The organism is Thermomonas sp., from assembly GCF_041919455.1.
In the GTDB taxonomy this organism is placed as follows: domain Bacteria; phylum Pseudomonadota; class Gammaproteobacteria; order Xanthomonadales; family Xanthomonadaceae; genus Thermomonas.
On sequence record NZ_JAYRTQ010000002.1, the window covers coordinates 65,302 to 88,934 of the forward strand.

The 23,633-nt window shown below is 67.5% G+C and carries 25 protein-coding genes and 1 tRNA gene; 17 read left to right on the top strand and 9 right to left on the bottom strand.

Annotated features, from left to right (window positions below):
- Positions 1-71: 71 nt before the first annotated feature.
- From ACE3T8_RS01515 to crp, 3 genes are read right to left on the bottom strand one after another with little or no spacing between them, the layout of a single operon-like run.
- Entirely contained in the window at positions 72-455 is a 384-nt protein-coding gene (locus tag ACE3T8_RS01515; protein WP_374606225.1) for a zf-TFIIB domain-containing protein, read from the bottom strand.
- Positions 456-457: 2 nt separating this feature from the next.
- A complete protein-coding gene (locus ACE3T8_RS01520; protein WP_374606226.1) occupies positions 458-925 on the bottom strand; it encodes a GNAT family N-acetyltransferase in 468 nt (155 codons plus the stop codon).
- Positions 926-932: 7 nt separating this feature from the next.
- Positions 933-1,616, bottom strand: a complete 684-nt coding sequence (gene crp / locus ACE3T8_RS01525) for a cAMP-activated global transcriptional regulator CRP (protein ID WP_374606227.1) — start codon at positions 1,614-1,616, stop codon at positions 933-935.
- 124 nt (positions 1,617-1,740) lie between these two features.
- On the opposite strand from crp, the gene speD reads away from it, so the two are divergent.
- Complete coding sequence (speD, locus tag ACE3T8_RS01530) at positions 1,741-2,532, top strand: adenosylmethionine decarboxylase (protein WP_374353685.1); 792 nt, start codon at positions 1,741-1,743, stop codon at positions 2,530-2,532.
- A gap of 58 nt (positions 2,533-2,590) precedes the next feature.
- On the opposite strand, the gene ACE3T8_RS01535 is transcribed toward speD, so the two are convergent.
- A complete protein-coding gene (locus ACE3T8_RS01535; RefSeq protein WP_374606228.1) occupies positions 2,591-3,124 on the bottom strand; it encodes a hypothetical protein in 534 nt (177 codons plus the stop codon).
- 127 nt (positions 3,125-3,251) lie between these two features.
- Between ACE3T8_RS01535 and ACE3T8_RS01540 the strand changes: the two genes are divergently transcribed.
- On the top strand, positions 3,252-3,812 hold the full coding sequence (locus tag ACE3T8_RS01540) for a YaeQ family protein (RefSeq protein WP_374606229.1): 561 nt from the start codon (positions 3,252-3,254) through the stop codon (positions 3,810-3,812).
- A 6-nt stretch (positions 3,813-3,818) separates the two neighbouring features.
- On the opposite strand, the gene coq7 is transcribed toward ACE3T8_RS01540, so the two are convergent.
- A complete protein-coding gene (coq7, locus tag ACE3T8_RS01545) occupies positions 3,819-4,463 on the bottom strand; it encodes a 2-polyprenyl-3-methyl-6-methoxy-1,4-benzoquinone monooxygenase (protein WP_374606230.1) in 645 nt (214 codons plus the stop codon).
- A 193-nt stretch (positions 4,464-4,656) separates the two neighbouring features.
- Between coq7 and rplM the strand changes: the two genes are divergently transcribed.
- The 6 genes from rplM (at position 4,657) to maiA (ending at position 8,420) form a co-directional block, all read left to right on the top strand.
- Positions 4,657-5,085 (top strand): 50S ribosomal protein L13, encoded by a 429-nt coding sequence (gene rplM / locus ACE3T8_RS01550; RefSeq protein WP_166057659.1) that lies wholly within the window; start codon positions 4,657-4,659, stop codon positions 5,083-5,085.
- 2 nt (positions 5,086-5,087) lie between these two features.
- Entirely contained in the window at positions 5,088-5,495 is a 408-nt protein-coding gene (gene rpsI / locus ACE3T8_RS01555) for a 30S ribosomal protein S9 (protein WP_374606231.1), read from the top strand.
- 147 nt (positions 5,496-5,642) lie between these two features.
- A tRNA-Gln gene (locus tag ACE3T8_RS01560) sits at positions 5,643-5,717 on the top strand.
- 118 nt (positions 5,718-5,835) lie between these two features.
- Positions 5,836-6,579, top strand: coding sequence for a 2OG-Fe dioxygenase family protein (locus ACE3T8_RS01565; RefSeq protein ID WP_374606233.1), 744 nt, complete (start codon positions 5,836-5,838; stop codon positions 6,577-6,579).
- Positions 6,580-6,664: 85 nt separating this feature from the next.
- Positions 6,665-7,654, top strand: a complete 990-nt coding sequence (locus tag ACE3T8_RS01570) for a fumarylacetoacetate hydrolase family protein (RefSeq protein WP_374606235.1) — start codon at positions 6,665-6,667, stop codon at positions 7,652-7,654.
- 100 nt (positions 7,655-7,754) lie between these two features.
- Positions 7,755-8,420, top strand: coding sequence for a maleylacetoacetate isomerase (gene maiA, locus ACE3T8_RS01575; protein WP_374606236.1), 666 nt, complete (start codon positions 7,755-7,757; stop codon positions 8,418-8,420).
- A gap of 10 nt (positions 8,421-8,430) precedes the next feature.
- On the opposite strand, the gene ACE3T8_RS01580 is transcribed toward maiA, so the two are convergent.
- Positions 8,431-9,540, bottom strand: coding sequence for a PilT/PilU family type 4a pilus ATPase (locus tag ACE3T8_RS01580; protein WP_374606238.1), 1,110 nt, complete (start codon positions 9,538-9,540; stop codon positions 8,431-8,433).
- 91 nt (positions 9,541-9,631) lie between these two features.
- On the opposite strand from ACE3T8_RS01580, the gene ACE3T8_RS01585 reads away from it, so the two are divergent.
- The 4 genes from ACE3T8_RS01585 to ACE3T8_RS01600 all read left to right on the top strand — a co-directional run bounded on the left by ACE3T8_RS01585 (position 9,632) and on the right by ACE3T8_RS01600 (position 14,336).
- The gene (locus ACE3T8_RS01585; RefSeq protein ID WP_374606239.1) at positions 9,632-10,894 is read left to right on the top strand and encodes an OmpA family protein; all 1,263 of its coding nucleotides are present in this window, start codon (positions 9,632-9,634) and stop codon (positions 10,892-10,894) included.
- Between the two features lie 430 nt (positions 10,895-11,324).
- Positions 11,325-11,537: a YdcH family protein gene (locus ACE3T8_RS01590; RefSeq protein WP_374606240.1), complete on the top strand. Its 213-nt coding sequence runs from the start codon at positions 11,325-11,327 to the stop codon at positions 11,535-11,537.
- Between the two features lie 136 nt (positions 11,538-11,673).
- Entirely contained in the window at positions 11,674-13,050 is a 1,377-nt protein-coding gene (locus tag ACE3T8_RS01595) for a pyridoxal-phosphate dependent enzyme (RefSeq protein ID WP_374606242.1), read from the top strand.
- 122 nt (positions 13,051-13,172) lie between these two features.
- The gene (locus ACE3T8_RS01600; RefSeq protein WP_374606243.1) at positions 13,173-14,336 is read left to right on the top strand and encodes a cystathionine gamma-synthase; all 1,164 of its coding nucleotides are present in this window, start codon (positions 13,173-13,175) and stop codon (positions 14,334-14,336) included.
- Positions 14,337-14,351: 15 nt separating this feature from the next.
- On the opposite strand, the gene ACE3T8_RS01605 is transcribed toward ACE3T8_RS01600, so the two are convergent.
- The 3 genes from ACE3T8_RS01605 to ACE3T8_RS01615 all read right to left on the bottom strand — a co-directional run bounded on the left by ACE3T8_RS01605 (position 14,352) and on the right by ACE3T8_RS01615 (position 18,476).
- Positions 14,352-15,125 carry a sulfotransferase domain-containing protein gene (locus ACE3T8_RS01605; RefSeq protein WP_374606245.1) on the bottom strand — a complete coding sequence of 258 codons (774 nt, stop codon included), beginning with the start codon at positions 15,123-15,125 and terminating at the stop codon, positions 14,352-14,354.
- Entirely contained in the window at positions 15,106-16,428 is a 1,323-nt protein-coding gene (locus tag ACE3T8_RS01610; protein WP_374606247.1) for an ABC transporter ATP-binding protein, read from the bottom strand. Before ACE3T8_RS01610 ends, ACE3T8_RS01605 begins: the two co-directional genes overlap by 20 nt.
- Positions 16,429-16,541: 113 nt before the next feature.
- Complete coding sequence (locus ACE3T8_RS01615) at positions 16,542-18,476, bottom strand: hypothetical protein (RefSeq protein WP_374606249.1); 1,935 nt, start codon at positions 18,474-18,476, stop codon at positions 16,542-16,544.
- Positions 18,477-18,940: 464 nt separating this feature from the next.
- Between ACE3T8_RS01615 and ACE3T8_RS01620 the strand changes: the two genes are divergently transcribed.
- Genes ACE3T8_RS01620 through ACE3T8_RS01640 form a run of 5 tightly spaced genes read left to right on the top strand, consistent with a single transcriptional unit; the run spans position 18,941 to position 23,614 of the window.
- Positions 18,941-19,741, top strand: a complete 801-nt coding sequence (locus ACE3T8_RS01620; RefSeq protein WP_374606251.1) for an ABC transporter permease — start codon at positions 18,941-18,943, stop codon at positions 19,739-19,741.
- Complete coding sequence (locus tag ACE3T8_RS01625; RefSeq protein WP_374606253.1) at positions 19,731-21,431, top strand: GspE/PulE family protein; 1,701 nt, start codon at positions 19,731-19,733, stop codon at positions 21,429-21,431. The genes ACE3T8_RS01620 and ACE3T8_RS01625 overlap by 11 nt, the downstream gene beginning before the upstream one ends.
- Before the next feature lie 7 nt (positions 21,432-21,438).
- Positions 21,439-22,632 (top strand): type II secretion system F family protein, encoded by a 1,194-nt coding sequence (locus ACE3T8_RS01630; RefSeq protein WP_374606254.1) that lies wholly within the window; start codon positions 21,439-21,441, stop codon positions 22,630-22,632.
- Positions 22,633-22,677: 45 nt separating this feature from the next.
- The gene (gspG, locus tag ACE3T8_RS01635) at positions 22,678-23,142 is read left to right on the top strand and encodes a type II secretion system major pseudopilin GspG (RefSeq protein WP_374606256.1); all 465 of its coding nucleotides are present in this window, start codon (positions 22,678-22,680) and stop codon (positions 23,140-23,142) included.
- A 13-nt stretch (positions 23,143-23,155) separates the two neighbouring features.
- Entirely contained in the window at positions 23,156-23,614 is a 459-nt protein-coding gene (locus tag ACE3T8_RS01640) for a Tfp pilus assembly protein FimT/FimU (protein WP_374606257.1), read from the top strand.
- Positions 23,615-23,633: the final 19 nt, after the last annotated feature.

Below are 23,633 nucleotides of genomic sequence, written 5' to 3' on the forward strand. Positions count from 1 at the left end.
AGCGAAGGATCTGTTCTTGCGAGGGTGAAGCGGTTCCTTCGCTACGCTCGGGACGACACGTGTACAGGGCGTCAGCCCGGCCCGAACAACCGGTCGAGGAACGAGGGATCCTCGCTGACTTCGCGGAACTCGCCCGCGTCGTAGTAGCGGCCGTAGCAGCCCTTGCAGCTTTCGAAATGGATCTCCGGGTGCGCCGCGTCCACCATCCGGATCAGCGGCATGAATTCGCATTCGGGGCAGGCGAGGGTGCGCGTCTCCGGTGCGGATGTGCCGGGATAGGGGGCGGTATCGATCTCGTCTGCGCGTTCTTCCAACTGCTCGTGCGCCATCAGCGGCAACCACAACCCATGGCAGCCCTCGCAGCGGTAGGCGTCGTTTTCCGGATGGCGCTGGATGTGCATCTGCGCATCGCACTTGGGGCAGGTCAGGGCCTGCGGCCGGGCGGCGTCCTGCATGGTCAGGCTCCCAATTGCTTCACGAAGCGCACGGAACTGTCCTTGTAGCCGCAGGCGCGGTAGAACGCATGCGCCTCGGTGCGCTGCGAGCCGCTGGTCAGTTCGATGCGCGCGGCGCCGCCGCTGCGGGCGCGGCGCTCGGCTTCCTTCAGCAACTGGCGGCCGATGCCCAGGCCCTGCGCGGTCGGCGTGACCACCAGCGCGGTGACCCGGCAGGTGATCGTGCCCAGCGGCAGGTAATACATGAAGTCCAGCGCGACCAGCCCGCACACCGCGCCTTCGCGCCGGGCCAGCACCAGCGCCTGGCGGTCGTTGGCGGCGATCGCGTCGATCCGCTCGGCGGCCTCGTCGATCTCGCAGGGATAGCCCAGCTCGGTGAGCAGGCGGGCGACGTCGTCGGCGTCGGCGATCATCGCGCTGCGCAGGTCGGCACCGAACGGGGAAGGCCCCGGTGAGAACGCCTGGCTCATGCGCGGGTCAGTCGCGGGTGCCGTAGACGACCACGGTCTTGCCGCGTGCGTGCAGCTTGCCGTCGGCCTGCAGTTTCTTCAGCACCCGCCCGGCCATCTCGCGCGAGCAGCCGACCAGCCGCGCCAGCTCCTGCCGCGACACCCGTAGCTGGGTGCCCTGCGGATGGCTGAGCGCGTCCGGCTCGCGGGCGAGGTCGAACAGGGTGCGGTAGATGCGGTCGCTGACGTCCAGGAAGGCCAGGCGGCCGGCCTTGCGGCTGGTGTCCAGCAGGCGCTGGCTGATCTGCGCGCCCATCGAGTACAGCAGGCGGGCGGCGTCGTTGGCCTGGGTGGTGAGCAACTGCTGCAGGCGCTCGTAGCCGATTTCGGCCAGCTCGCAGGCAGTGCGCGTGCGCAGGGCGACGCCGCGCCGGTCGGATTCCACGAACAGGCCCATCTCGCCGACGAACTCGCCGGGGCCGATGTAGCCCAGCACCAGCTCGCGGCCGTCTTCCTCGCTGGCGATGATGCTGACCGAGCCGGACATGATGTAGTACAGCGTGCCCGCGGCGTCGCCGGGGCGGAACACGTCGGTCCGCGCCGGGTACTTGCGGCGGTGGCAATGCGCGATGAAGCGCTCGATGGTTGCGGCGTCCGCAAGCAGCGGATTGGTCACGCGCGGCATCACGGGCTTGCTGAAGCTGGTGCTCATCGGAAAGCCTCGGGGGATGCCGCAGCTTAGGCGGAACCGTGATGGCGGGCAAACTTCTGCACGCGCAGGCCGGCGCTTTGCCGCATAATCGCGGCCCTGTTCGAGCCATTCGGAATACCCCGCCGTGGTCAAACCGCTGCCGCGCCTGAAGCTGCAAGGCTTCAACAACCTCACCAAGTCGCTGAGCTTCAACATCTACGACGTGTGCTACGCAGCGTCCGAAGACGAGCGCAGGCGTTACATCGAATACATCGACGAGGAATACAACGCCGACCGCCTCACCCAGATCCTCACGGACGTGGCGGAGATCATCGGTGCCAACATCCTCAACATCGCGCGCCAGGACTACGATCCGCAGGGCGCCTCGGTGACGATCCTGATCTCCGAGCAGCCGGTGGTCGACAAGGCCGATGCCAAGGGCGTGATCTCCGATGCGGTGGTCGCCCACCTCGACAAGTCGCACATCACCGTGCACACCTATCCGGAAACCCATCCGGACAACGGCATCGCGACGTTCCGCGCCGACATCGACGTGTCGACCTGCGGGGTGATCTCGCCGCTGAAGGCGCTGAACTACCTGATCGAGTCGCTGGAAAGCGACATCGTGGTGATGGACTACCGCGTGCGCGGCTTCACCCGCGACGTGAAGGGGCGCAAGCACTACATCGACCACAAGATCAATTCGATCCAGGACTACCTGGCCAAGAATGTCGGCGCGCGCTACGAGATGCTCGACGTCAACGTCTACCAGGAAAACATCTTCCACACGAAGATGCACATGAAGGAATTCGACCTCGACAACTATCTGTTCGAGGAGAAGGCGAAGAACCTGTCGTTCAAGGAGCGCATGAAGATCGAGGCGCGCCTGAAGCGCGAGATCGAAGAGCTCTACCACGGACGCAACCTGGTCGACTGACCGTTCGCGACGCGGTCAAGGAAAAGCCGGCGCAAGCCGGCTTTTTCGTGGGCTGGACTCAGCCGGCGCCGGGCCGCGCCGGCATGCCCAATGCGCTGGCGACGAGTTGCATCGCCTCCATGTCGCGCTCGCGGGTGATCCAGCCGGCCAGGGTGGGCTCGCCGGTTTCGACCGTCCACAGGCAGAAATGGCGCTCGCGCAGTTGCACGAAGGCGGCGTGCAGCAGCGCGGCGGTATCGGGCGACTCGCCCGCGTCGTCGTCCAGTGGCCAGTCGATGCGCAACCGCCAGCGCGCCGCCAGTTCGTCCAGCGCTTCCATCAGGCCCTGCGCGTCGTCCTCGCCCACGTGGAAGCCGGCTTTCCAGTCGATCGCGTCGCGCAGCAGCAGGGCCGGATCGGCGCGCTCGCCGGTCTCGTCGAGCCCGCGCTGGAAGGCGGTGAACTGCTCCAGCGCCGCGTCCTCGTCGTCCGGGTTGACCAGCAGCAGGAACTGCCAGGCGACGGCCTCCAGGGCATCGTCATCGTCGATGCCGGCCTGCGCATGGAAGGCGTGGTCGAAGTTGTCGTCGGGGTCGTATTCGTGGGCGGCCATCGGGCACCTCCTGCGCGTGCGCGGCATGGACAGGCGCGCAGCATACGTCCGCGACGGCCGGCCACGCCGCCGGGCTGCCCGTAGAATGGCGCACCCCCGATCCGGCCCCGTGGCCGCAGGACGCGCCATGGCCGCCAAGGCCACCATCTTCAAGGCCGAGCTGCAGGTCACCGACCTCGACCGCCACTACTACGCCAGCCATGCGCTGACGCTGGCGCAGCATCCGTCGGAAACCGACACCCGGCTGCTGGTGCGTCTGCTCGCGTTCGCGCTGCATGCGGACGAGCGCCTGGAGTTCGGCCGCGGGCTGAGCGACGAGGACGAGCCGGCGTTGTGGCGGCGCGACTACACCGGCGACATCGAGCAATGGATCGAGCTCGGGCAGCCGGACGAAGCCCGCCTGCGCAAGGCCAGCGGACGCGCGATGCAAGTCGTGGTGGTCGGCTATGGCGGGCAGGCCGCCGAGGCATGGTGGAAGCGCAATGCGACCGCGCTGGCTCGCTTGCGCAACCTCAGCGTGATCGAGCTGGACGATGCCGAGGTCGCGGCGGCTGAGGCCTTGCTTGGCCGCAGCATGCGGGTCACCGCGATGATCCAGGACGGCGAACTGCAGTTGATGGATGCGGATCGCAGCGTGTCGCTGCGGCCGCGGATCCGCATGCAGGACGGCGTGGCCACGCCGGACTGAGGCCGCTCAGAGGCGGTAGGCGACCGCCTTCATCAGCGTCGATGCCGCCTTCATCAGGGTCGGCACCGGTTGCGGCAACACCTTCGCGCCAGCCTGTTCGGCGTGATCGGCGTGGCGGGCTTCGTCGTCCTTCATGACCTGCAGGATCGCGCGGCTGCGCAGGTCGGCTTCGGGCAGGGTGCGCAGGTGTTCTTCCAAGTGTGCCTCGACCTGGTGCTCGGTCTCGACCACGAACCCCAGGTTCCAGCCGTCGCCACGCAAACCAGCCAGTGCGCCGATGGTGTAACTGCCGGCGTACCACAGCGGGTTGAGCAGGCTGGGCCGGCTGTCGAGCTCGCGCAGGCGATCCGCGCACCACGCCAGGTGGTCGGTTTCTTCCTGCGCCGCCTCCAGCAGGTGGGCGCGGGTGGCGGGGTCGCGGGCGACCGCGGCCTGGCCGATGTACAGCGCCTGCGCGCAGACCTCGCCGACGTGGTTGATCCGCATCAGGCCGGCGGCGTGGCGGCGCTCGGCATCGTCCAGGACCACGTCGGGGGTGGAATCGCCGGGGTTGGCGCGCTCGGCGCGTGGGCTGCCGGCCACGGTGGAGAGCGCGTTCTGCGCCGAGTCCAGCAGGCGGTCGAGGGGGCTCAGGATGCGCGAGGTCGACATGCCGCCATTCTAGGCGGCCAGGATGGCAGGTTGCACGGGCCGGCGTCGCGGGCTATCATCCCGCTCCTTTCGCGCCGAAAACCCGTCAAGGGATGGCCATCTGGCCCGGTATCGAAAGAACAACGCGAGGCGACCTTCCGCAGCCGCAACCTGCTGCGCAACCAGCCCGACCATGCACCCCTGAAGAGTTCCCATGAAGACTTTCATCGCCAAGAACGAGACCGTCCAGCGCGACTGGTACGTCGTCGACGCCGAGGGCAAGACCCTGGGTCGTCTGGCCGCAGCACTGGCCTACCGCCTGCGCGGCAAGCACAAGCCCGTTTTCACCCCGCACGTCGATACCGGCGACTACCTCGTCGTGATCAACGCCGAGAAGATCGCGGTGACCGGCAAGAAGCTGCAGGACAAGATGTATCACCGGTTCACCGGTTACGTCGGCAACCTGAAGACCGAATCCCTGGCACAGGCGCTGGAGCGCCACCCGGAGCGCGTGATCGAGATCGCGGTCAAGGGCATGCTGCCGAAGAACACCCTGGGCCGCGCGATGTACCGCAAGCTCAAGGTCTACAAGGGCTCCGAACACCCGCACGCTGCTCAGCAGCCGCAGACGCTGGACATCTGATCATGGCGACCATCTCCAATAAAAGCACGCAGAATTACGGCACCGGCCGCCGCAAGTCCTCCGTTGCCCGCGTGTTCCTGCGCAAGGGCACCGGCACCATCACCGTCAACGAGCGTCCGCTGGACGAGTTCTTCGGCCGCGAGACCGCGCGCATGATCGTGCGCCAGCCGCTGGAGCTGACCAAGCACATCGAGACCTTCGACATCGTCGCGACCACCACCGGCGGCGGCACCACCGGCCAGGCCGGTGCGATCCGCCTGGGCATCGCCCGCGCGCTGGTCGAGTACGACGAGACCCTGAAGATCGAGCTGCGCAAGGCCGGTTTCATGACCCGCGATGCGCGCGAAGTCGAGCGCAAGAAGGTCGGCCTGCACAAAGCCCGCCGCGCCACCCAGTTCTCGAAGCGCTAATCCGGCTCGTCCCCTGGCGTTGTCTTGGCAGCTTGCCTGTACTGTCCGTACAGGCGGCGCCACCACTTCTAGCCAGCGAACGATCGGATACGCGCTTGCTGGCGCGGTTTTTCCAGCAAGCGCGTTTGGTTCTACAATTCGCTACATAGCCCCGTCGCCAAGCGGTAAGGCACCTGACTCTGACTCAGGCATTCGGTGGTTCGAATCCATCCGGGGCTGCCACATTCGCAAGACTCTCGAAACCCGCCGCAAGGCGGGTTTCGCGTTTGCGCGATGCCATTCCGGAATGCGTGCCGGCGTGGCGCAATGCGACAATGCGTGTTCATCCTTGGAGCCGCGCATGGTCGCTCACTTCCCCGCCCCGAGCGTGCCGCTGGATGGGCTGGATCGCGCCCTGCGGGACGATGGCTATGCCGTGTTGGCACCCGAGTCGGTTTCCGGGCTTGCCGGCATCGCGGTCGATGGATTCGATGCGCTGCTGCCGAGCTGGGACGACTTGCCGCAGGACGGCTATCTCAAGGACGGCGGCCGCTATCGCAAGCGGCGGCATGCGTCGTTCATCGCGGAAGCGGGGACATTGGTGCAGGTGCCGCATCGCCGCCACTGGCAGCCGGTCGAGTACAACGCGCTGCACGGTGGCATGGAGCGCTGGTTCGAGCCGGTGACGCCCGCGGTGATTGCGCATCCGGCCTGGTCGAAGCTGGTGCTGGCGATCGCCGATGCCTGCGGGCGCTGCACGCCGGCGCCGCGCTGGCATGTCGAGGCCCACCAGTTCCGCATCGACACCACCGACGGCCTGGGCCGGCCCACGCCGGAAGGCGCGCACCGCGACGGCGTCGATTTCGTTGCCGTCTTGCTGGTCGCGCGCAGCGGCATCAAGGGCGGCGAAACCCGGGTGTTCGACGCCAACGGCCCGCGCGGGCAGCGCTTCACCCTGGACGCGCCGTGGTCGATGCTGCTGATGGACGATGCGCGGGTGATCCATGAATCCACGCCGATCCAGCCGATCGACGATTTTGGCCATCGCGATACGCTGGTGTTGACCTATCGCGCTGCTGCGTTCTTGGGCGACGACCCGGGCTGACCGCATCGACTGCGCCTCGATACATCGCTCCCGTCACATCGTTACAATTGCAACCATCTCTCCGAAACTGTCTGCCGAGGTCGCGATGAAACTGGGTTCTCTCAAGGAAGGCGGCCGCGATGGCACCCTGGTCGTGGTGTCCCGCGACCTGTCCAGGGCGGTGCGGGCCACCGGCATCGCGCCGACGCTGCAGCGCGCGCTGGAGGACTGGAGCAACGTGGCGCCGCGCCTCAATGCGCTGTCCGAGTCGCTGGACGCGGGCGATGTCGACGGCGTGTTCGACCTCGACATGCAGGTGCTGGCCGCACCGCTGCCGCGCGCCTACGAATTCGTCGACGGCAGCGCCTACCTGCCGCACGTGGCACGCGTCCGCAAGGCGCGCGGTGCCGAGGTGCCGGAGAGCTTCTACGTTGACCCGTTGATGTACCAGGGCGTGAGCGCCGGCTTCTACGGCCCGCGCGATGCGGTGAAGGTGGTCAGCGAGGACTACGGCATCGACCTCGAGGCCGAGATCGTGATCGTCACCGACGACGTGCCGATGGCGGTGACCGCGGAGCAGGCGGCATCGCACATCCAGCTCATCGGCCTGGTCAACGACGTCTCGCTGCGCAACCTCATCCCGAACGAGCTGGCCAAGGGCTTCGGCTTCCTGCAGAGCAAGCCGCGCAGCGCGCTGAGCCCGGTGTTCGTGACCCCGGACGAGCTGGGCGATGCCTGGCGCGACAGCAAGCTGCACCTGCCGCTGCTCACCCACATCAACGGCACGTGGTTCGGCGCGCCGGAAGCCGGCGTGGACATGCAGTTCGACTTCGCCCAGCTGGTGGCGCACGCGGCGAAGACGCGGCCGTTGTCGGCCGGCACCATCGTCGGTTCCGGCACGGTGGCGAACGAGGACACCTCGCTGGGCGCGTCCTGCTTCGCCGAGCAGCGCACCGTGGAGACTCTGCGCGACGGCAAGCCGTCCACGCCGTTCATGGCGTTCGGCGACGTGGTCCGGATCGAGGTGCTGGACGCGGCCGGCCACAGCGTGTTCGGTGCGATCGAACAGCGGATCGAGCGCCAGGAACGGCCCTGACCCACCCACGGGACGGGCGGTCGCCGCAGGGGCGTGAACGGCATACCGCGGCATCGGCAGGATCGCTAATGTGCGGAGTCGCCATGCGGGCGGGGACCCGATGACCGAAACGCTGCAGCTGTATTCGTACTGGCGTTCCAGCGCGGCCTATCGCGTGCGCATCGGCCTGAACCTGAAGGGCCTGGCGCACAGCATCGTGCCGGTGCACCTGCTGCGCGATGGCGGGCAGCAGCATTCCGCCGAATACCGCGCGATGAACCCGCAGGAACTGGTGCCGACGCTCTGCCACGGCCAGCGCCGGCTCGGGCAGTCGCTGGCGATCCTCGAATACCTGGACGAATTCTGGCCGGAGCCGCCGCTGTTGCCGGCCAATGCGCGCGCGCGCCATCGTGCCCGCGCGCTGGCGCAACTCGTGGCCTGCGACGTGCACCCGCTCAACAACCTGCGGGTGCTGCAGTACTTCGAGCACGAGTGGAACGTGCCGCAGCCCGAGCGCGACGAATGGGTGCGGCACTGGATCGTCGAGGGGCTCCGTGCGGCGGAAGCGATGCTCGCCGACCATCCCTCGACCGGGATCTTCTGCGAGGGCGACGTGCCCGGGCTGGCCGACTGCTGCCTGGTGCCGCAGGTCTACAACGCGCGCCGCTTCGGCGTGGACATGGCGGCGTATCCCACCATCGAACGGATCGATGCCGCCTGCCTGGCCTTGCCGGCGTTCGATGCCGCGCGCCCGGAACGCCAGCCGGACGCACCCGTGCCCGCTTGAATCGTGGTCGTCAGTGCGACCCGCCGAACACGTCGGCGTAGGGATCGTGCTCGGCACCGCCGCCTTCGGACAGGCGGAATTTCAGGGCCAGGCCATCGCGCGAGTCGGCGGCCTTGAGCGCTTCCTCCATCTCGATCCGGCCTTCCTTGTAGAGCCGGAACAGGCACTGGTCGAAGCTCTGCATGCCTTCCTGCAGGGATTCCTCCATCGCCATCTTGATCTCGTGCACCTGCCCGCGGCGCAGGAGGTCGCGGATCATCGGGGTGTTGATCAGCACTTCGGTCGCCGGCAGGCGGCGGCCATCCACGCCGACCACCAGGCGCTGGCTGACCACTGCCTTGAGGTTCAGCGCCAGGTTCATCAGCACGTTCTTGTGCGCGCCCTCGGGGAAGAAGTTGAGGATGCGCTCGATGGTCTGGTCGGCGTTGTTGGAGTGCAGGGTGGCCAGGCAGATGTGGCCGGTTTCGGCGAAGGCGATCGCCGCCTCCATCGTCGCCGCGTCGCGGATCTCGCCGATCAGGATCACGTCCGGCGCCTCGCGCATCGCGTTCTTCAGCGCGGCGTGGAAGGTGTGCGTGTCCAGCCCGACTTCGCGCTGGTTGACGATCGACATCTTGTGCCGGTGCAGGTACTCGATCGGGTCCTCGATGGTGAGGATGTGCCCGGTGCTGGTGCTGTTGCGATGGTCGATCATCGACGCCAGCGTGGTCGACTTGCCGGCGCCGGTGGAACCGACGATCAGCACCAGCCCGCGCGCGGCCATGATGATGTCCTTCAGCACCTGCGGCAGCTGCAGTTCCTCGATGCTGGGGATGTCGCTGCGGATCGCGCGGATCACCATGCCGACTTCGCCGCGCTGCATGAACACGTTGACGCGGAAGCGACCGGAGCCGGCCACCGCGATCGCCATGTTCAGTTCCAGCTCGCGTTCGAACTCGGCGATCTGCGCCTCGTTCATCAGCGAATAGGCGACTTTCTTCGACATCCCGGACGGTAGCGGCGCGCTGCCCAGCGGCAGCAGGTCGCCCTCGACCTTGATGTTCACCGGTGCCCCGGACGTGAGGAACATGTCCGAGGCGTTCTTTTCCGCCATCAGCTTGAGGAAATAGCCGATATCCATGCTGTCTGCCCCTTGGCGCGGCCCCGGCGATTGCACTGCCGGCGGCGGCTTCCCACAATGACCGTGGACGTACAGGACGCCACGACTCCCTATGCAAACTAGCTTCGCACACTTCCGCCGGGCGCTGCAGGCCCCCCTTGCCGGCATCGCGATCCTGCTCGCGGGTTGCGCCACACTGCCGCCGCCTACCGCCGAACTGGATGCCGCGCAGCAGGCCTTGGCCCGCGCGGAGGCCGCCGATGCCGAGCAGTACGCGGCTGCGGACCTGTTGCGCGCACGCGACGCATTGTCGCGCGCGCAGGCGGCGATGGCGCGCGGGCGCGATGCCGAGGCCCGCGAGGCCGCGCTGGCGGCCAGTGCCGATGCCGACCTGGCGCGCGTGCGCAGCAGCGCGGAGACCACCCGCGCCGAGTTCCGCCAGCAGCAGGACGGCATCGCCGGCTTGCGCGCGCGCCTGCAGATGGAAGGCGAACCCCTGTCGATGGATCCGTTCGGCGAACCGATGGCCGGCGCGCCGCCCGTGCAACGCCTGCAGGCGCTCGACGCCGATCCGCGACTCAATCCGTTCGCGCAGTACGAACGCCTGCAAGCGCGCCAGGCCTTGGCGGCGGTCGATGCGGCCAGCCGCAGCAAGCAACCGGCGGCGCTGGCCCTTGCAGATCGCCGGGTCGGCATCGCCGAACAGGCGGCGCGGATCGAAGCGACCCGCCGCGAGATCGATCGCCTCGAGCGCGAGCGTAGCGAACTGCTGGTCGAAGCCAGCCGTCGCGACGCCGAGCGCGCGCGCGCCGAAGCCGAGCGCCTGCGCATCGAAGCCCAGGTCCAGGCCGAAGAAGCGGCGCGCCTGCGTGCCCAGGCCGAGCAGGCCGAAGCGGTACTCGACAGCGCGCAGATCGACCAAGGTGCGAAGGTGGCCGCGGCGCGCGAGAAGGAAGCCGCGCTGGCCCGCCAGGAGGCCGAGCTGGTCGCCGGCGCGAAGCTGCCGCCGTCGCGACGCGATGCGCGCGGTGAGGTGTTTACCCTGGCCGGCGATGCCTTCGCCTCCGGGCAGGCGCAACTGACGGCGGGGGCCGCTGCCAGCATCAAGGCGCTCGGCCTCTATCTGGCGGCGGTGCCGGGTGGCGCGGTGCAGGTGCTGGGCCACACCGACAGCCAGGGCGAGGAGGCTGCGAACCAGGCGCTGTCCGAGCGTCGCGCCCAGCAGGTGCGTGCGACTCTGGTCTCAGCCGGGCTGACCCGTGGGCGGGTGGACGCCCAGGGTGTGGGCGAGAGCGAGCCGGTGGCCGACAATGCCAATGCCGCAGGACGTGCGAAGAATCGCCGGGTCGAGATCGTGGTTGCGGATAATCCCTGATAAAACAAATATTTAACGCAAAATCCACCGATCCCGAAGATCGTCCTGACCGTTCATCGCCGGGGCTTGCGAGGTCGCAACCGCAGGCGTAGTGTCGGTTTCCCGGAGGGTTCGAATTCGCGGATCCTCTGGCCGGAGACCGGCTGATGCACCACCCGTTCGACAACCCGGAGATCGCCGCCGCAAGCCAGGATCGCGGCGGCGCAACCGAGGCAGTCGGATGCGCCGGTCGGTTGTTCCCGCAAGTCCTGTTGACGCCCCGTGCTGCTCGCAGCCGGGGCGTTCGCATTTGCGGGGTACCCATCCCGCATCGGTTTCCCCGTGGCTCGCAGCATGTCGGGCCGCATCCACGGCAGGTCCAGGATCTGCCACCACCCGCGCCGTCCCGGCTTCTCCCGCCGGGCTCCGCATGAGACCCAAGGAGGTTTCCATGTTCGAAGGACAACCGCAGACGGAACTCGAAGCGAAGATGAAGTCCAGCCCCGAGTTCCGGCAGCTGTATTACCGGCACCAGGAACTGGACAAGCAGGTGCTGGACGCCGAGCTCGGCGTATTGCCCATCAATGACATGACCCTGGGCCAAATGAAGCGCGAGAAGCTCGCCGCCAAGGACCGGCTGTTGCGGATGTACGAAACTCACTGACGGCACGCGCCTGCACGGGCGGTGCGTGGCCTGCTCGCGGGCCGCCGCCGTCCGTGCGCATGCAGCAGGTCGATATCCGGGTGGGAAAGGGGCGGCTGCTAGAATCGACGGCTCGCCGCAACACGCTGACGATCGCATGGCTACCCACGATTCCATCCTCGAACTGGTCGGCGACACCCCGATCATCCGTGCCCGCCGCCTCGATGTCGGCCCGTGCACGCTCTACCTCAAGCTGGAAAGCCAGAACCCCGGCGGCTCGATCAAGGACCGGATCGGCCTGTCGATGATCGAGGCCGCGGAGAAGCGTGGCGACATCAAGCCAGGCGACACCTTGGTCGAGGGCACCGCCGGCAATACCGGCATCGGCCTGGCCCTGGTGGCGCAGCAGAAGGGCTACCAGCTGATCCTCGTCGTCCCGGACAAGATGAGCCGGGAGAAGATCTTCAACCTCAAGGCGATGGGCGCGCAGGTCGTGCTGACCCGCAGCGACGTCGCCAAGGGCCATCCGGACTACTACCAGGACATGGCCGAGCGCATCGCCCGGGAAACGCCGGGCGCCTACTTCATCAACCAGTTCGGCAACCCGGACAACCCGGCTGCGCATGAATTCGGTACCGGCCCGGAAATCCTCGCGCAGATGGCCGACGTCGGCGGCGTGGACGCGATCGTGTTCGGCTGCGGCAGCAGCGGCACCATGACCGGGCTGTCGCGCTGCTTCGCCGAGCACTCGCCGCAGACCGAACTGGTGCTGGCGGACCCGGTCGGTTCGATCCTGGAGGAATACATCAACCGCGGCACGCTGAGCGAGAAGTCGGCGAGCTGGATGGTGGAAGGCATCGGCGAGGATTTCCTGCCCGGGATCGCCGACTTCAGCCGGGTCACCAAGGCCTACGCGATCACCGACAAGGAAAGCTTCCTGACCGCGCGCGAATTGCTGGAGAAGGAAGGCATCCTGGGCGGTTCGTCCAGCGGCACCCTGCTCGCCGCGGCGCTGCGGTACTGCCGCGAGCAGGCCACGCCGAAGAACGTGCTGGTGTTCGTCTGCGACACCGGCAACAAGTACCTGTCGAAGATGTACAACGACTTCTGGATGCTGGACAACGGTTTCCTGGAGCGCGAGCAGCACGGCGACCTGCGCGACCTGATCCTGCGCCCGTTCGCCGCCCGCGACACCGTGGTGGTCGGGCCGGGCGACCTGCTGATCACCGCTTGGCAGCGGATGAAGCTGTACGACGTGAGCCAGCTGCCGGTGATGGAAGGCGACCGCATCGTCGGCATCGTCGACGAGTCCGACGTGCTGCTGCACGTGTACGGTGACGAGGCGCGTTTCCGCGACCCGGTCGCCACCGCCATGGTCAGCAAGCTCGACAAGGTCAACGTGTCGGCGCCGATCGAGGCGCTGCTGCCGGTGTTCGACCGCGGCCACGTGGCCATCGTGATGGACGGCGAGCGCTTCATCGGCCTGATCACCCGCATCGACCTGCTCAACTACCTGCGCCGTCGCGTGCAGTAAAACCGGCGAGCATTGCGGGCACCGGGGCACGTCAACCAAGCGAGTATCGGGGAGCGACTTGACGTGCCCCGGTGCCTGCAAGGCTCCAGCGATCAACTTTCCAGGCACACGTGAACCTGACCATGACCAGTAAACGCGACGACCACGGCCTCGGCACCCTCGCCATCCACGGCGGGCAATCGCCGGATCCGACCACCGGCGCGGTGATGCAGCCGATCTATGCGACCAGCACCTACGCGCAGTCGAGCCCGGGCGTGCACCAGGGCTTCGAGTACTCGCGCACGCACAACCCGACCCGTTTCGCCTGGGAGCGCGGCGTCGCATCGCTGGAGGGCGGCAGCCGCGGCTTCGCCTTCGCCTCCGGACTGGCAGCGACGTCGACCTTGCTGGAGCTGCTGGACAGCGGCGACCACGTCATCGCGATGGACGATCTGTACGGCGGCAGCTACCGGCTGTTCGAGCGCGTGCGCACGCGCAGCGCCGGATTGTCGTTCTCGTTCGTCGACCTGACCGATCCGGCTGCGTTCGAGGCCGCGATCAAGCCTGAGACCAAGCTGGTCTGGATCGAAACCCCGACCAATCCGCTGCTGAAGATCGTCGACATCGCCGCGATCGCCGCCATCGCGAAGCGGCACGGCCTGCTGGTCGCGGTCGACAACACCTTTGCCTCGCCGATGCTGCAGCGCCCGCTGGAGCAGGGCGCCGACATCGTCATGCATTCGGCCACCAAGTACCTCAACGGCCACTCGGACATGGTCGGCGGCATCCTGGTGGTCGGTGCCGACGCCGAACTCGGCGAGCAACTCGCCTTCCTGCAGAACTCGGTGGGTGCGGTGCAGGGACCGTTCGACAGCTTCCTCGCGCTGCGCGGCCTGAAGACGCTGCACCTGCGCATGCATGCGCATTGCACCAATGCGCAGGCGCTGGCGGAGTGGCTGCAGGGCCATGCGGGCGTGGTCGACGTGATCTATCCGGGGCTGGCCTCGCATCCGCACCACGACCTCGCGAAGCGGCAGATGGATGGCTTCGGCGGCATCGTCTCGGTGCGGATCAAAGGCGGCTTCGAGGGCGCGAAGCGCTTCTGCGAGCGGCTCGAACTCTTCACCCTGGCCGAATCGCTGGGTGGCGTGGAATCGCTGGCCAACCATCCGGCGGTGATGACCCATGCGTCCATCCCGCCGGCACGCCGTGCGGAACTGGGGATCAGCGACGACCTGGTGCGCCTGAGCGTGGGCGTGGAAGACATCGCCGACCTGCGTGCGGACCTGGCGAACGCACTGGCCTGATCGGGACAGCCCGCCTCAGTCGAAGCGGATGCCGTAACGCTCGCGCATCGCCCGCAATTCCCGCCGCATCAGCCAGCGCAGGAACCGCGATCCCAGCGAACCGGATGAAGCCGGCGGATAGTCGCCGACGAACACCGGCTCGTAGGCCGTGTCCTCCGATGGCGGCGGCACGCCCAGGAATTCGCACGCCTCGCGCACGCAGGCTCCGGCGTCTTCGCGCAGGCGTTCGCTGCGCAGCAGCAGGACCTGCTCGCGTGGGAAGTGCGCATACAGCGTGTCGAGCTGGCGGGCGTAGTCGCCGCGTGCGCGATAGCTGTGGTGGCGCATGGGGGATCCTAGTGTCAAATCTTCATGTCGCCCGCGGAGGCGCCAGGGTTCCAGAAGCAGCGCCAGCCAGAAGGACAGGGATTCGTCGCCGCGTGCGCGTTCCATGTGGTACTGCGACCGGGCCCGCTCGACCGGGTCGCGCAGCAGCACGATCCAGCGCATCGCCGGGTTGTAGCGGCCGATGCGCGCGACGCAGCGCGGGTGGAAAACATAGAAGGGCGTTGCATCGCCGAACAGCACGCCTGGTGCATCGTCGGCGAATCGTGCGGCGTAGCACGCGTCGATGTCGGCCGGCGACCACGCGTCATCGAAATCCGGCGCGTCGAAGACATGCGCTTCCTTGTCGACCGGCAGCCGCAGGCCCTGACTGGCGCCCAGGTAACGGGCGAGCGCCGAGGTCCCGGCCTTCTGCACGCCGCCGACCAGGAACGCGATCAGCGGTTCAGCCGTTGTCGGCGCCATCGGCATCGGCAGGGCCGGTATGCAGGGTGATCTCGGCGGGCAACGGGAAGAGACCGCTGAAGCGCTCGATCGAGTTGTCGATCACTTCGAACGACAGGTCGGACTCGTAGCGGCACAGCACCCTGTGATGGTGCTGGTGCAAGGTCGGCGCCTGCACCAGGCGCGCGCGGATGCGGTAGACGCCATGCGCCAACTGCACGCGGAATGCGATCTTCAGCTGGACCTGTTGCTCGCCAGGCGCGCGATCCGGCAGGCGGACGCGCCGCCCGCTCAGCGGGACCCCGCGTTCATCGAGGATGTCGATGATGCAGGCGGCATCGGTGAGTCCCGGATCCAGGTGCAGGTCGGCGCTGATCTCCAGCAGGTCGTCGTGCGCCAGCGCCAGGTGGCGAGCACCATCCTGCAGCCGCAACCCGACGATGCCGCCGTCTTCGCTGCGGAACCCCTCCGCCATGCGGATCGGCTTCGGCTGATCGTCGCGCAACGCCTTGGCGTGCACGCGGAAGAGGTACTCCTCGATCACCTCCTCTGGGCTGCCGAGCATCGCCATGCGCCCGGATTCCAGCAGGATCGCGCGCTGGCAGAACGCGCGCAGGGCATTGAGGTCGTGGCCGACGAACAGCAGGGTGGTGCCACGCGCCAGGATCTGCTGGATGCGGCTCATCGCCTTGGCCTGGAACGCGGCGTCGCCGACCGCCAGCGCCTCGTCGACGATCAGGATGTCGGGGTCGATGTGCACCTGCACCGAGAACGCGAGGCGCAGGGCCATGCCCGAGCTGTAGGTCTTGACCGGCTGGTCGATGTAGTCGCCGATGTCTGCGAACGCGATGATGTCGCCGAGCAGGGCATCGATGCGCGCGGTCGGCAGGCCCAGGATCGCGCCATTGATGTAGATGTTCTCGCGCCCGGTCAGCTCGGGATTGAAGCCAGAGCCCAGTTCCAGCAGGGCAGCGACGCGGCCATGGGTCTCCACCCGCCCGGACGTCGGCGGCAACACGCCGGCGATCACCTGCAGCAGGGTGCTCTTGCCGCTGCCGTTCAGGCCGATGATGCCCAGCGCTTCCCCGCGCTGGAGTTCGAAGCTGATCCCGTGGAGGGCCTCGTGGACATGCATCCGGCGGCGTGCGGCGGCATGCAGGCGCTCGGACAGGCGGGGTGCCGCCTGCGCGAGCAGGCTGCCCGCGCGATGCAGTGCCGGTGCGATCAGGCGCTGGGCCGGCGTGGCCCAGGTCACGAAGGTCTTGCAGATGTCGCGGACCAGGATGACGGGCGTGGATGCGGAAGTTGACGCGTCTGCAGGCATGAAGGCGGCGTGGCGGGTGCGGCCGGCATTGTAACTGCGATCCTTGCACGCAAAAAAAAACGGGCGGCCCGAAGGCCGCCCGTCAGTTACAGCAGGTGTTGCAGTGCCGCGTATTACAGACCCGGGTTGCCATCCGGAGTGGTCTGGCCACCGCTCGGACCATCACCACCGTTCGGACCACCCGGCTCACCAGTTTCCGAGCCATTGCCGTGGAAGTCCGGGGTCACTTCCTGGACGAAGTCCGACGGACGCTCGCCCGGATCGCTGGCGAAGGTGCCTTCGTCGTAGTCACGACCGTACTGCTCACCGCGGGTGTCGCTGTCGGTGATGTTGGTCAGCACGTTCGGCAGCGAGCTGTTGACCAGGCTGGTGGCAACCAGGCCCGGGAACTCGGCGGTCACGACCGCACGCCACTTGCCCGCACCGGTACCCCATGCGCCGACCGCACCACCGGTGCCGTTCTCCAGGTCGGTGGCATCCAGCTGCACCGAAGCGCCGGCCGGAACCCACACGCGGACCTGCGAAGCGCCGCGATCACCGTTGTTGTCGATGCCTTCCAGCGAGACGTAACCGTCGGTGGCGCCGCGGTTGGTCAGGCGGACGAAGCTGCGCTGGGTGGTGTTGCTACCCGGGTTGATGGTGAAGATCTCCATCGTCGAGCCGTTGTAGCGCAGCGGCAGCAGGTTGCAGCCGGCCGGACCGAAGACCTGCGGGCCACCAACGATGTCGCTGCGGGTGAAGGTCGTGGTAACCGAGATGTTCTGATCGTTGATCAGCACATTGGTGTCGACGAAACCGCACACCGTCATCGAGACGGAAGCGCCTTCGTCGCCGACGATGCCGAACGCATCCTCGAGATCCTGGCCGTCGTAGTCGAAGTACACGGTGTTGCCGCTCACTTCGCCCTGTGCGACGAGGGTACCCGAGGCGCACGTGCCGTTGACCAGGTACACATCGTCGTTGTAAATCGCCGGATCGCCGTTGTCGAATGCCTCCCAGCCGCCGGTGTCACCGGTCAGGACCGTGTGGAAGTCATCCGCCGCGTCGAAGGTGAAGCCGCCGATCGCATCGTTGGTACCCAAGGTGACGTTGCCGAGGTCGATGACCTGCGAGCCGTAGTCGCCCGGTGCGAACAACGAGCCGCCGGTCGCGTCTTCAGCCGAACCCAGCTTGCCGTCCCAGCTGAAACGGGTCTTCGGGAGCTGCTCTTCGTTCCAGTTGTCGGCAACGTCGATGTACTTGTCGGTCTCGGCACCATCCGAGTCGGCGCAGGCAACGACACCGCTGACCTTCTGGAGGATCGGCTTGTTCTGCAGAGAGCCGGTGAACGGCGCGTCGTTGGTCGGGTTGATCAACCAGAAGTCGCCGTCGACGATCCCGTTGAGCGGACCATTGACGAACTCGTCGAGGCTGGTCAGGTGCGCATTGTCGTAACGCAGCATCATGCCGCCCGACGGGTTCTGCGGGTTGGTGACGCCCTGCTTCGGGGTGACGCGGATGGAGATCGTCTGGCCGGCGGTGTAGTAGTTGTCGAAGTTCACGTCCCAGGTGCAGGTCATGGACGGGTCGAGGTAGATGTCCGCCGGGGTGACGGCATCGTTACGACCAAAGCCCGGGGCCGGCAGCAGGATGTTCGGGGTCGCGGCGTTCAGGTCGTGATCCTGCGCGGTGCAGTTCGCCGGATCGACGTTGAACACGGTCGGGGTGTAGCTGGTGTCGAACAGCGCACCATCATTGATGGTCAGGCGAGCGGTGAAACCGTTCGTGAAGTTCACCGCGTTGTCAGCCGGGTTGATGTCCCACACCAGCTGCTCGCGCATGGTGTAGTCGTAACCGGACGAAATGGTGATGTTCTGGTAGGCCACCGGTTCGGCGGTCAGCAGATCGGTGCTCGCCGTGGCTTCACTCGACGGGCTGCCGCCCGGCTGGGTGCAGTCGGTGTAGCCGCAATTCGCGGGATCCTTCAGCGTGCCGTAGTTGTAGGCCGCGGCGGCGCCCGCCATACCCAGGCCGGCCACGAGGGCAGCGGCGAGGGCGTTCTTCTTCATGCTAGACATGTCTAACTAACTCCTGTCAGTTGGTATTGCGGTTTGATTGCAACTCTTTCCGGCTGCACGGCCCATGCCCGGTACCAGGAGGCTGGGCCTCCGGCACCCGGTTTCTTCCAGGCTTGCATCGATGTTCTGATTGACGTTAGTCGCGCCCGGCTTGCGCCCATGCGTGACTCCCCTTCCCCTGGTTGATCAAGTTGCAGCGCGGACGCTAACCCACGGTTCAGGAATCGTCAATCCCTTAAATGTGAATGGGTGGCGAGCCTGAGCGAAACCTGCGTCACAACATGACGTTGCGACATCAATGTGACCTTTTGCGTCAGTGTAGTCCCTGTTCAGCTGGTGGTGGCCGAGGGTTGGCATGGAACCGCTAGACTTCCGTGCCGCCAGAACCGGCCGCAGGGCTGCGCCTTGTCCGCCCGTCGCGCTGCATTGACCGCCGATCCGGAGCCACGCCCGCCGTGCTGAATACCCTCGCACATCCGTTGCGGCACGCATCGCTGATCCGCATCCTGGCCTGGCGGGACATCAGCGGACGGTATCGTGGTTCGCTGCTGGGTTCGTTCTGGTCGCTGCTGACGCCACTCCTGATGCTCGCGGTCTTCACCTTCGTGTTCGGGGTGGTGGCACCGACCCGCTGGCCCGGGGTCGAGGAACAGGGCATCGGCATGTTCGCCCTGCGGCTGCTGGCCGGGATGGTGGTGCACGGCCTGCTGTCGGAAGTGTTGTCGCGTGCCCCGACCCTGGTGACCTCCCAGCCCAATTACGTGACCAAGGTGGTGTTCCCGCTGGAGGTCCTGGGCTGGGTGGCGCTGCTGACCGGCGCGTTCCATGCGGTGATGGCCCTGGTGGTGCTGGTGGTGCTGGACGGCGTGTTCGGGACCGGGTTCTCGTGGACGATGCTAGCCCTGCCGCTGGTGCTGATTCCCTATGCCTTGCTCCTGCTTGGCTTGGCATGGCTGGTGTCCGCGCTCGGCGTCTTCCTGCGCGACCTCACCCAGTTGGTCGGGCCGCTGGTGATGGTCTGCATGTTCCTGGGGCCGGTGTTCTACCCGCGCGAGGCGATGCCGGCGGCGGCCCAGCCGTGGTTGGCGCTGAACCCGATCACGGTTCCGGTGGAGCAGGTGAGGCGGGTGCTGTTCGACGCGCAGTGGCCGCAGTGGGACGTGATGGCGCAGTATTCGCTGGTCGCCATGGTCGTCTATCTGTTCGGCCTGTGGGCGTTCTCCAGACTCAAGAAAGGATTCGCCGATGTCCTCTGAAGCCGCGCGCGCCGCGCCGCGCGACCGCCTGCTGGGCGAGTTGCTGCTCGACGCCGGCCTGCTGGGCGTGGCCGACCTCGAGCGCGGGCTCGCCCTGCAGCAGAAGATCGGCGGGCGCCTCGGCAGCGTGCTGATGCGCATCGGCGCGGTCAGCGAGGACAACCTGCTGCAGGTCCTCAGCCGGCAGCTGGGCCTGCCCGTGATGGGTGTCGAGGTGCCGGCACCGGACGAGGACGCGATGCGGCTCACCGCGCTGCAGGCCCCGACCGGGATCGACTGGCTGCTCGACCAGCAGGTGCTGGTCTGGCCGGGGGAGGGGAACGACGTGCTGTGCGCCGCGCGCGATCCGCTGCAGCCCTCGCTGCGCGAAGCGATGCGGCATGCATTCCCGGGGCGCCGGGTGCATTGGTGCCTGTGCCGTGCGCAGGACCTGGAACGCATGCTCGACGGCCTGGCCCACCACGCCCGCTCGGACGAGTGGGGCGGGGGCGACGAACAGCAGCTGCGGGCGATGGCCGAGGAAGCACCGGTCGTCGAGCTGGTCAGCAATCTCATGGCGCAGGCGGTCGAGCAGCGCGCTTCGGACATCCACCTGGAGCCGGAGGAGCGCACCTTCAGCGTGCGTTTCCGCATCGACGGCGTGCTCCACAACCGGCTGTCGCTGCCGCGCGACCGTTTCGACGCCGTGGCTTCGCGCCTCAAGCTGATTTCCGGGATGGACATCGCCGAGCGCCGCCTGCCGCAGGATGGCCGCCTGTCGACCCGCGTCGGCGGCCAGGAAATGGACATCCGCGTCTCGGCATTGCCGGGCGTGCATGGCGAATCGATCGTGATGCGCCTGCTGCCGAAGGAGCGCAAGGAACTGGGGCTGGAGAAACTTGGCTTCGAGTCCGACCACCTCGCCCTGATGAAGGAATGGACTGCGGAGGCGAACGGCATCGTGCTGGTCACCGGCCCGACCGGTTCGGGCAAGTCCACCACGCTCTATGCCTCGCTGGCCGCAGCGAACGACGGCCTCAAGAAGATCATCACGGTCGAGGACCCGGTCGAGTTCCAGTTGCCGGCGATCACCCAGATCCAGGCGCATCCCGACATCGGCCTGACCTTCGCCAACGCGCTGCGTTCGATCCTGCGCCAGGACCCGGACGTGATCATGATCGGCGAAATCCGCGACCTCGAAACCGCGCAGATCGCGGTGCAGGCCGCGCTCACCGGCCACCTGGTGCTGAGCACCCTGCATACCAACGACGCGATCAGTGCGTTCACCCGCCTGGTCGACATGGGCGTCGAGCCGTTCCTGGTCGCCACCCCGGTGCGCGCGGTGCAGGCGCAGCGGCTGGTGCGCCGGCTGTGCACCCATTGCGCCCGCCCGCACGCCGTGCCGGAGGCGATCGATGCCGAGGTGCGTCCGTTCGCCGAACGGGTGCTGCCCGGCATGGCACCGCGCTGGATGGAAGCGGTGGGCTGTCCGCACTGCATGAACACCGGCTACCGCGGCCGCCTGGGCATCTACGAAATGGTGCCGGTGACCGAAGCGATGCAACATTTGATCGTCAGCGGCGCATCGGTGAACGAGATGAAGAAGCTGGCCCGCGACGAAGGCTGCCGCTTCCTGCGCGAGGACGGTCTGCTGAAGGCATGGCAGGGCCAGACCACGGTCGAGGAAGTGCTGCGCGTCGCCGGCACCTGAGCCCCGCATGCCTCGTTACCACTACCACGCACTGAACGCCGAGGGCATCAGCCTGGAAGGCATGCTGCGCGCCGACAACGAGCGCGATGTGGCCCGCCAGCTGGAACGGCGCGGCCTGTCGGTGGTCGAGGTGCGTTCCGGCGAGGCCGCGGGCCGCGAACGTCGTGGCCGCCTGCGCCACGCTGACGTGATCCTGGCCCTGCAGGAACTGGCGACCATGCTCACCTCCGGCGTGAGCATCGCCGATGCGGTCGGCAGCCAGGCGCTCGGCGCGCACCATCCGCGCATCGTGGCCGCGTTCACCGGCATGTCGCGCGACCTGCAACGCGGCCTGGCGTTCTCGGCGACGCTGGCCCAGTGCGGTTTGCCGCTCCCCGAATACGTGGTGCAGCTGGCGCGTGCCGGCGAACTCACCGGCGAACTCGGCAAGGCCCTGCGCGATGCCTCCACCCAGATGGAATACGAGCAGCAGCTGCGCAGCGAGATGCGCAACGCGTTGATCTATCCGATGGTGCTGGTGTTCGCCGGCGTGGCTGCGGTGGCGATCATGTTCGTCTTCGTGGTGCCGAAGTTCGCCTCGCTGCTGCAGCAGGCCAAGGACCTGCCGTTGCTGGCGTGGGTGGTGCTGGCTTTCGGTACCTGGACCCGCGAGAACTTCCTGCTCCTGTTGGTATTGCTCGCGGCGGCCGGCGGTGGCGCGACGTGGGCCTTGCGCAAGCCGGAACTGCGCGCGCGCGGGATGGATGCGATGTCGCGCTGGCCGGTGGTCGGGCCGTGGCTGGTGGAGGCCGACACTGCGCGCTGGGCCAAGGTGCTGGGGGCGTTGCTCGGCAACAAGGTGCCCTTGATGCGCGGGCTGGAACTGGCGCAATCGGGCCTGCAGCTGCCGCAGCGGCGCGCACGCATGGGCGAGGTGACCCGCGCAGTGCGCGGCGGCGCGTCGCTGGCCGATGCGCTGGAGGACCACGACGCATTGACCGCGACCGGCTACAACCTGATCCGGGTCGGCGAGCGCTCCGGCAAGCTGGCATCCATGCTGGATTCATTGGCCCGGCTGTATGAAGAGGCCGGCCGCAACCGCATGAAGCGCGTGCTGATCCTGCTGGAACCGATCGCGATCCTGGTGATCGGCAGCGTGATCGGCACGATCATCCTCGGCGTCATCCTTGCCATCACCAGCGCCAACGACCTCGCCGTCTAGTCGCAACGCACCAACCGCAACGAATCGAATCCAGGGGCAATACCGATGCAACGTCGCCGCATTCCCGCTGTTCCACGCCAGGCCGGCTTCACCCTGCTCGAGATGATCGTGGTGCTGGTCATCATCGGCCTGATCATGGGCCTGGTGGGTCCGCGCCTGTTCGGCCAGGCCGACAAGGCGAAAGTGCAGACCGCGATCACCCAGACCAAGATGCTGAAGGGTGCGCTGCAGACCATGCGCCTGGACATCAGCCGCTGGCCGACCGAGCAGGAAGGCCTGGCGCTGCTGACCACCAAGCCTGCGAATGCCGATGCGGCGCGCGGCTGGGCCGGTCCTTACCTGGACGAGTCGGTGCCGCTCGACCCTTGGGGCCAGCCGTACCAGTACTCGCCGCAGGCAAGCGGCGACAATCCCATCACCCTGTATTCCTTCGGAGCCGACGGCAAGGCGGGCGGCGACGGTCAGGACGCCGACGTGGGTTATCCGCCCGGCCAGGCCGTCGCCCCCTGAGTCGACCCAGCGGATGCGCCACGGCGGCTTCAATCCGGCTCTCGGGCGTAGCCCGCCGGGGTCCAGCCTGCCTGGCGGCGGTGTCGCCAAGGCAGCCGGCTTCACCCTGCTTGAAATGATCGTGGTGCTGGCGATCCTCGGACTGTCCGCTGCACTGGTCGGGCCGTCGATGGTGCGCGGCATCGATAGCTGGCGGCGGCAAGCGGCGATGGACGGGTTGCTCGACCAACTGCGCGCACTGCCCGGCAACGCGCGCGGCAGCGGCAAGCCCATCGTCGTCAGCGACGCCACCCTCGCATCCACTGCGCCGCCGTTGAGCGTCGATGGCGACTGGCGCCTGCGCGTGCCGGACCCTTGGGTGGTCGGCGCGAACGGCGTCTGCCGGGGCGGCGATGTCGTCGTCGCCAACAGCTTCGGTGAACGCACCATCCGCGTCGCCGCCCCGTTCTGCGATCCGTCCGTGCAACCATGATGCGCGGGACCGCTCGCTC

Bases quoted from the DNA above. Each gene is read 5' to 3' on its own strand.
- ACE3T8_RS01515 (WP_374606225.1), bottom strand. From the start codon at position 455: ATGCAGGACGCCGCCCGGCCGCAGGCCCTGACCTGCCCCAAGTGCGAT.
- ACE3T8_RS01565 (WP_374606233.1), top strand. From the start codon at position 5,836: ATGGTCGCTCACTTCCCCGCCCCGAGCGTGCCGCTGGATGGGCTGGAT.
- ACE3T8_RS01520 (WP_374606226.1), bottom strand. From the start codon at position 925: ATGAGCCAGGCGTTCTCACCGGGGCCTTCCCCGTTCGGTGCCGACCTG.
- ACE3T8_RS01630 (WP_374606254.1), top strand. From the start codon at position 21,439: ATGCCTCGTTACCACTACCACGCACTGAACGCCGAGGGCATCAGCCTG.
- maiA (WP_374606236.1), top strand. From the start codon at position 7,755: ATGACCGAAACGCTGCAGCTGTATTCGTACTGGCGTTCCAGCGCGGCC.
- ACE3T8_RS01615 (WP_374606249.1), bottom strand. From the start codon at position 18,476: ATGAAGAAGAACGCCCTCGCCGCTGCCCTCGTGGCCGGCCTGGGTATG.
- ACE3T8_RS01610 (WP_374606247.1), bottom strand. From the start codon at position 16,428: ATGCCTGCAGACGCGTCAACTTCCGCATCCACGCCCGTCATCCTGGTC.
- ACE3T8_RS01580 (WP_374606238.1), bottom strand. From the start codon at position 9,540: ATGGATATCGGCTATTTCCTCAAGCTGATGGCGGAAAAGAACGCCTCG.
- ACE3T8_RS01605 (WP_374606245.1), bottom strand. From the start codon at position 15,125: ATGGCGCCGACAACGGCTGAACCGCTGATCGCGTTCCTGGTCGGCGGC.
- coq7 (WP_374606230.1), bottom strand. From the start codon at position 4,463: ATGTCGACCTCGCGCATCCTGAGCCCCCTCGACCGCCTGCTGGACTCG.
- crp (WP_374606227.1), bottom strand. From the start codon at position 1,616: ATGAGCACCAGCTTCAGCAAGCCCGTGATGCCGCGCGTGACCAATCCG.
- rpsI (WP_374606231.1), top strand. From the start codon at position 5,088: ATGGCGACCATCTCCAATAAAAGCACGCAGAATTACGGCACCGGCCGC.
- ACE3T8_RS01590 (WP_374606240.1), top strand. From the start codon at position 11,325: ATGTTCGAAGGACAACCGCAGACGGAACTCGAAGCGAAGATGAAGTCC.
- ACE3T8_RS01595 (WP_374606242.1), top strand. From the start codon at position 11,674: ATGGCTACCCACGATTCCATCCTCGAACTGGTCGGCGACACCCCGATC.
- ACE3T8_RS01540 (WP_374606229.1), top strand. From the start codon at position 3,252: ATGGCCGCCAAGGCCACCATCTTCAAGGCCGAGCTGCAGGTCACCGAC.
- ACE3T8_RS01640 (WP_374606257.1), top strand. From the start codon at position 23,156: ATGCGCCACGGCGGCTTCAATCCGGCTCTCGGGCGTAGCCCGCCGGGG.
- ACE3T8_RS01600 (WP_374606243.1), top strand. From the start codon at position 13,173: ATGACCAGTAAACGCGACGACCACGGCCTCGGCACCCTCGCCATCCAC.
- gspG (WP_374606256.1), top strand. From the start codon at position 22,678: ATGCAACGTCGCCGCATTCCCGCTGTTCCACGCCAGGCCGGCTTCACC.
- ACE3T8_RS01625 (WP_374606253.1), top strand. From the start codon at position 19,731: ATGTCCTCTGAAGCCGCGCGCGCCGCGCCGCGCGACCGCCTGCTGGGC.
- ACE3T8_RS01585 (WP_374606239.1), top strand. From the start codon at position 9,632: ATGCAAACTAGCTTCGCACACTTCCGCCGGGCGCTGCAGGCCCCCCTT.
- ACE3T8_RS01570 (WP_374606235.1), top strand. From the start codon at position 6,665: ATGAAACTGGGTTCTCTCAAGGAAGGCGGCCGCGATGGCACCCTGGTC.
- rplM (WP_166057659.1), top strand. From the start codon at position 4,657: ATGAAGACTTTCATCGCCAAGAACGAGACCGTCCAGCGCGACTGGTAC.
- ACE3T8_RS01535 (WP_374606228.1), bottom strand. From the start codon at position 3,124: ATGGCCGCCCACGAATACGACCCCGACGACAACTTCGACCACGCCTTC.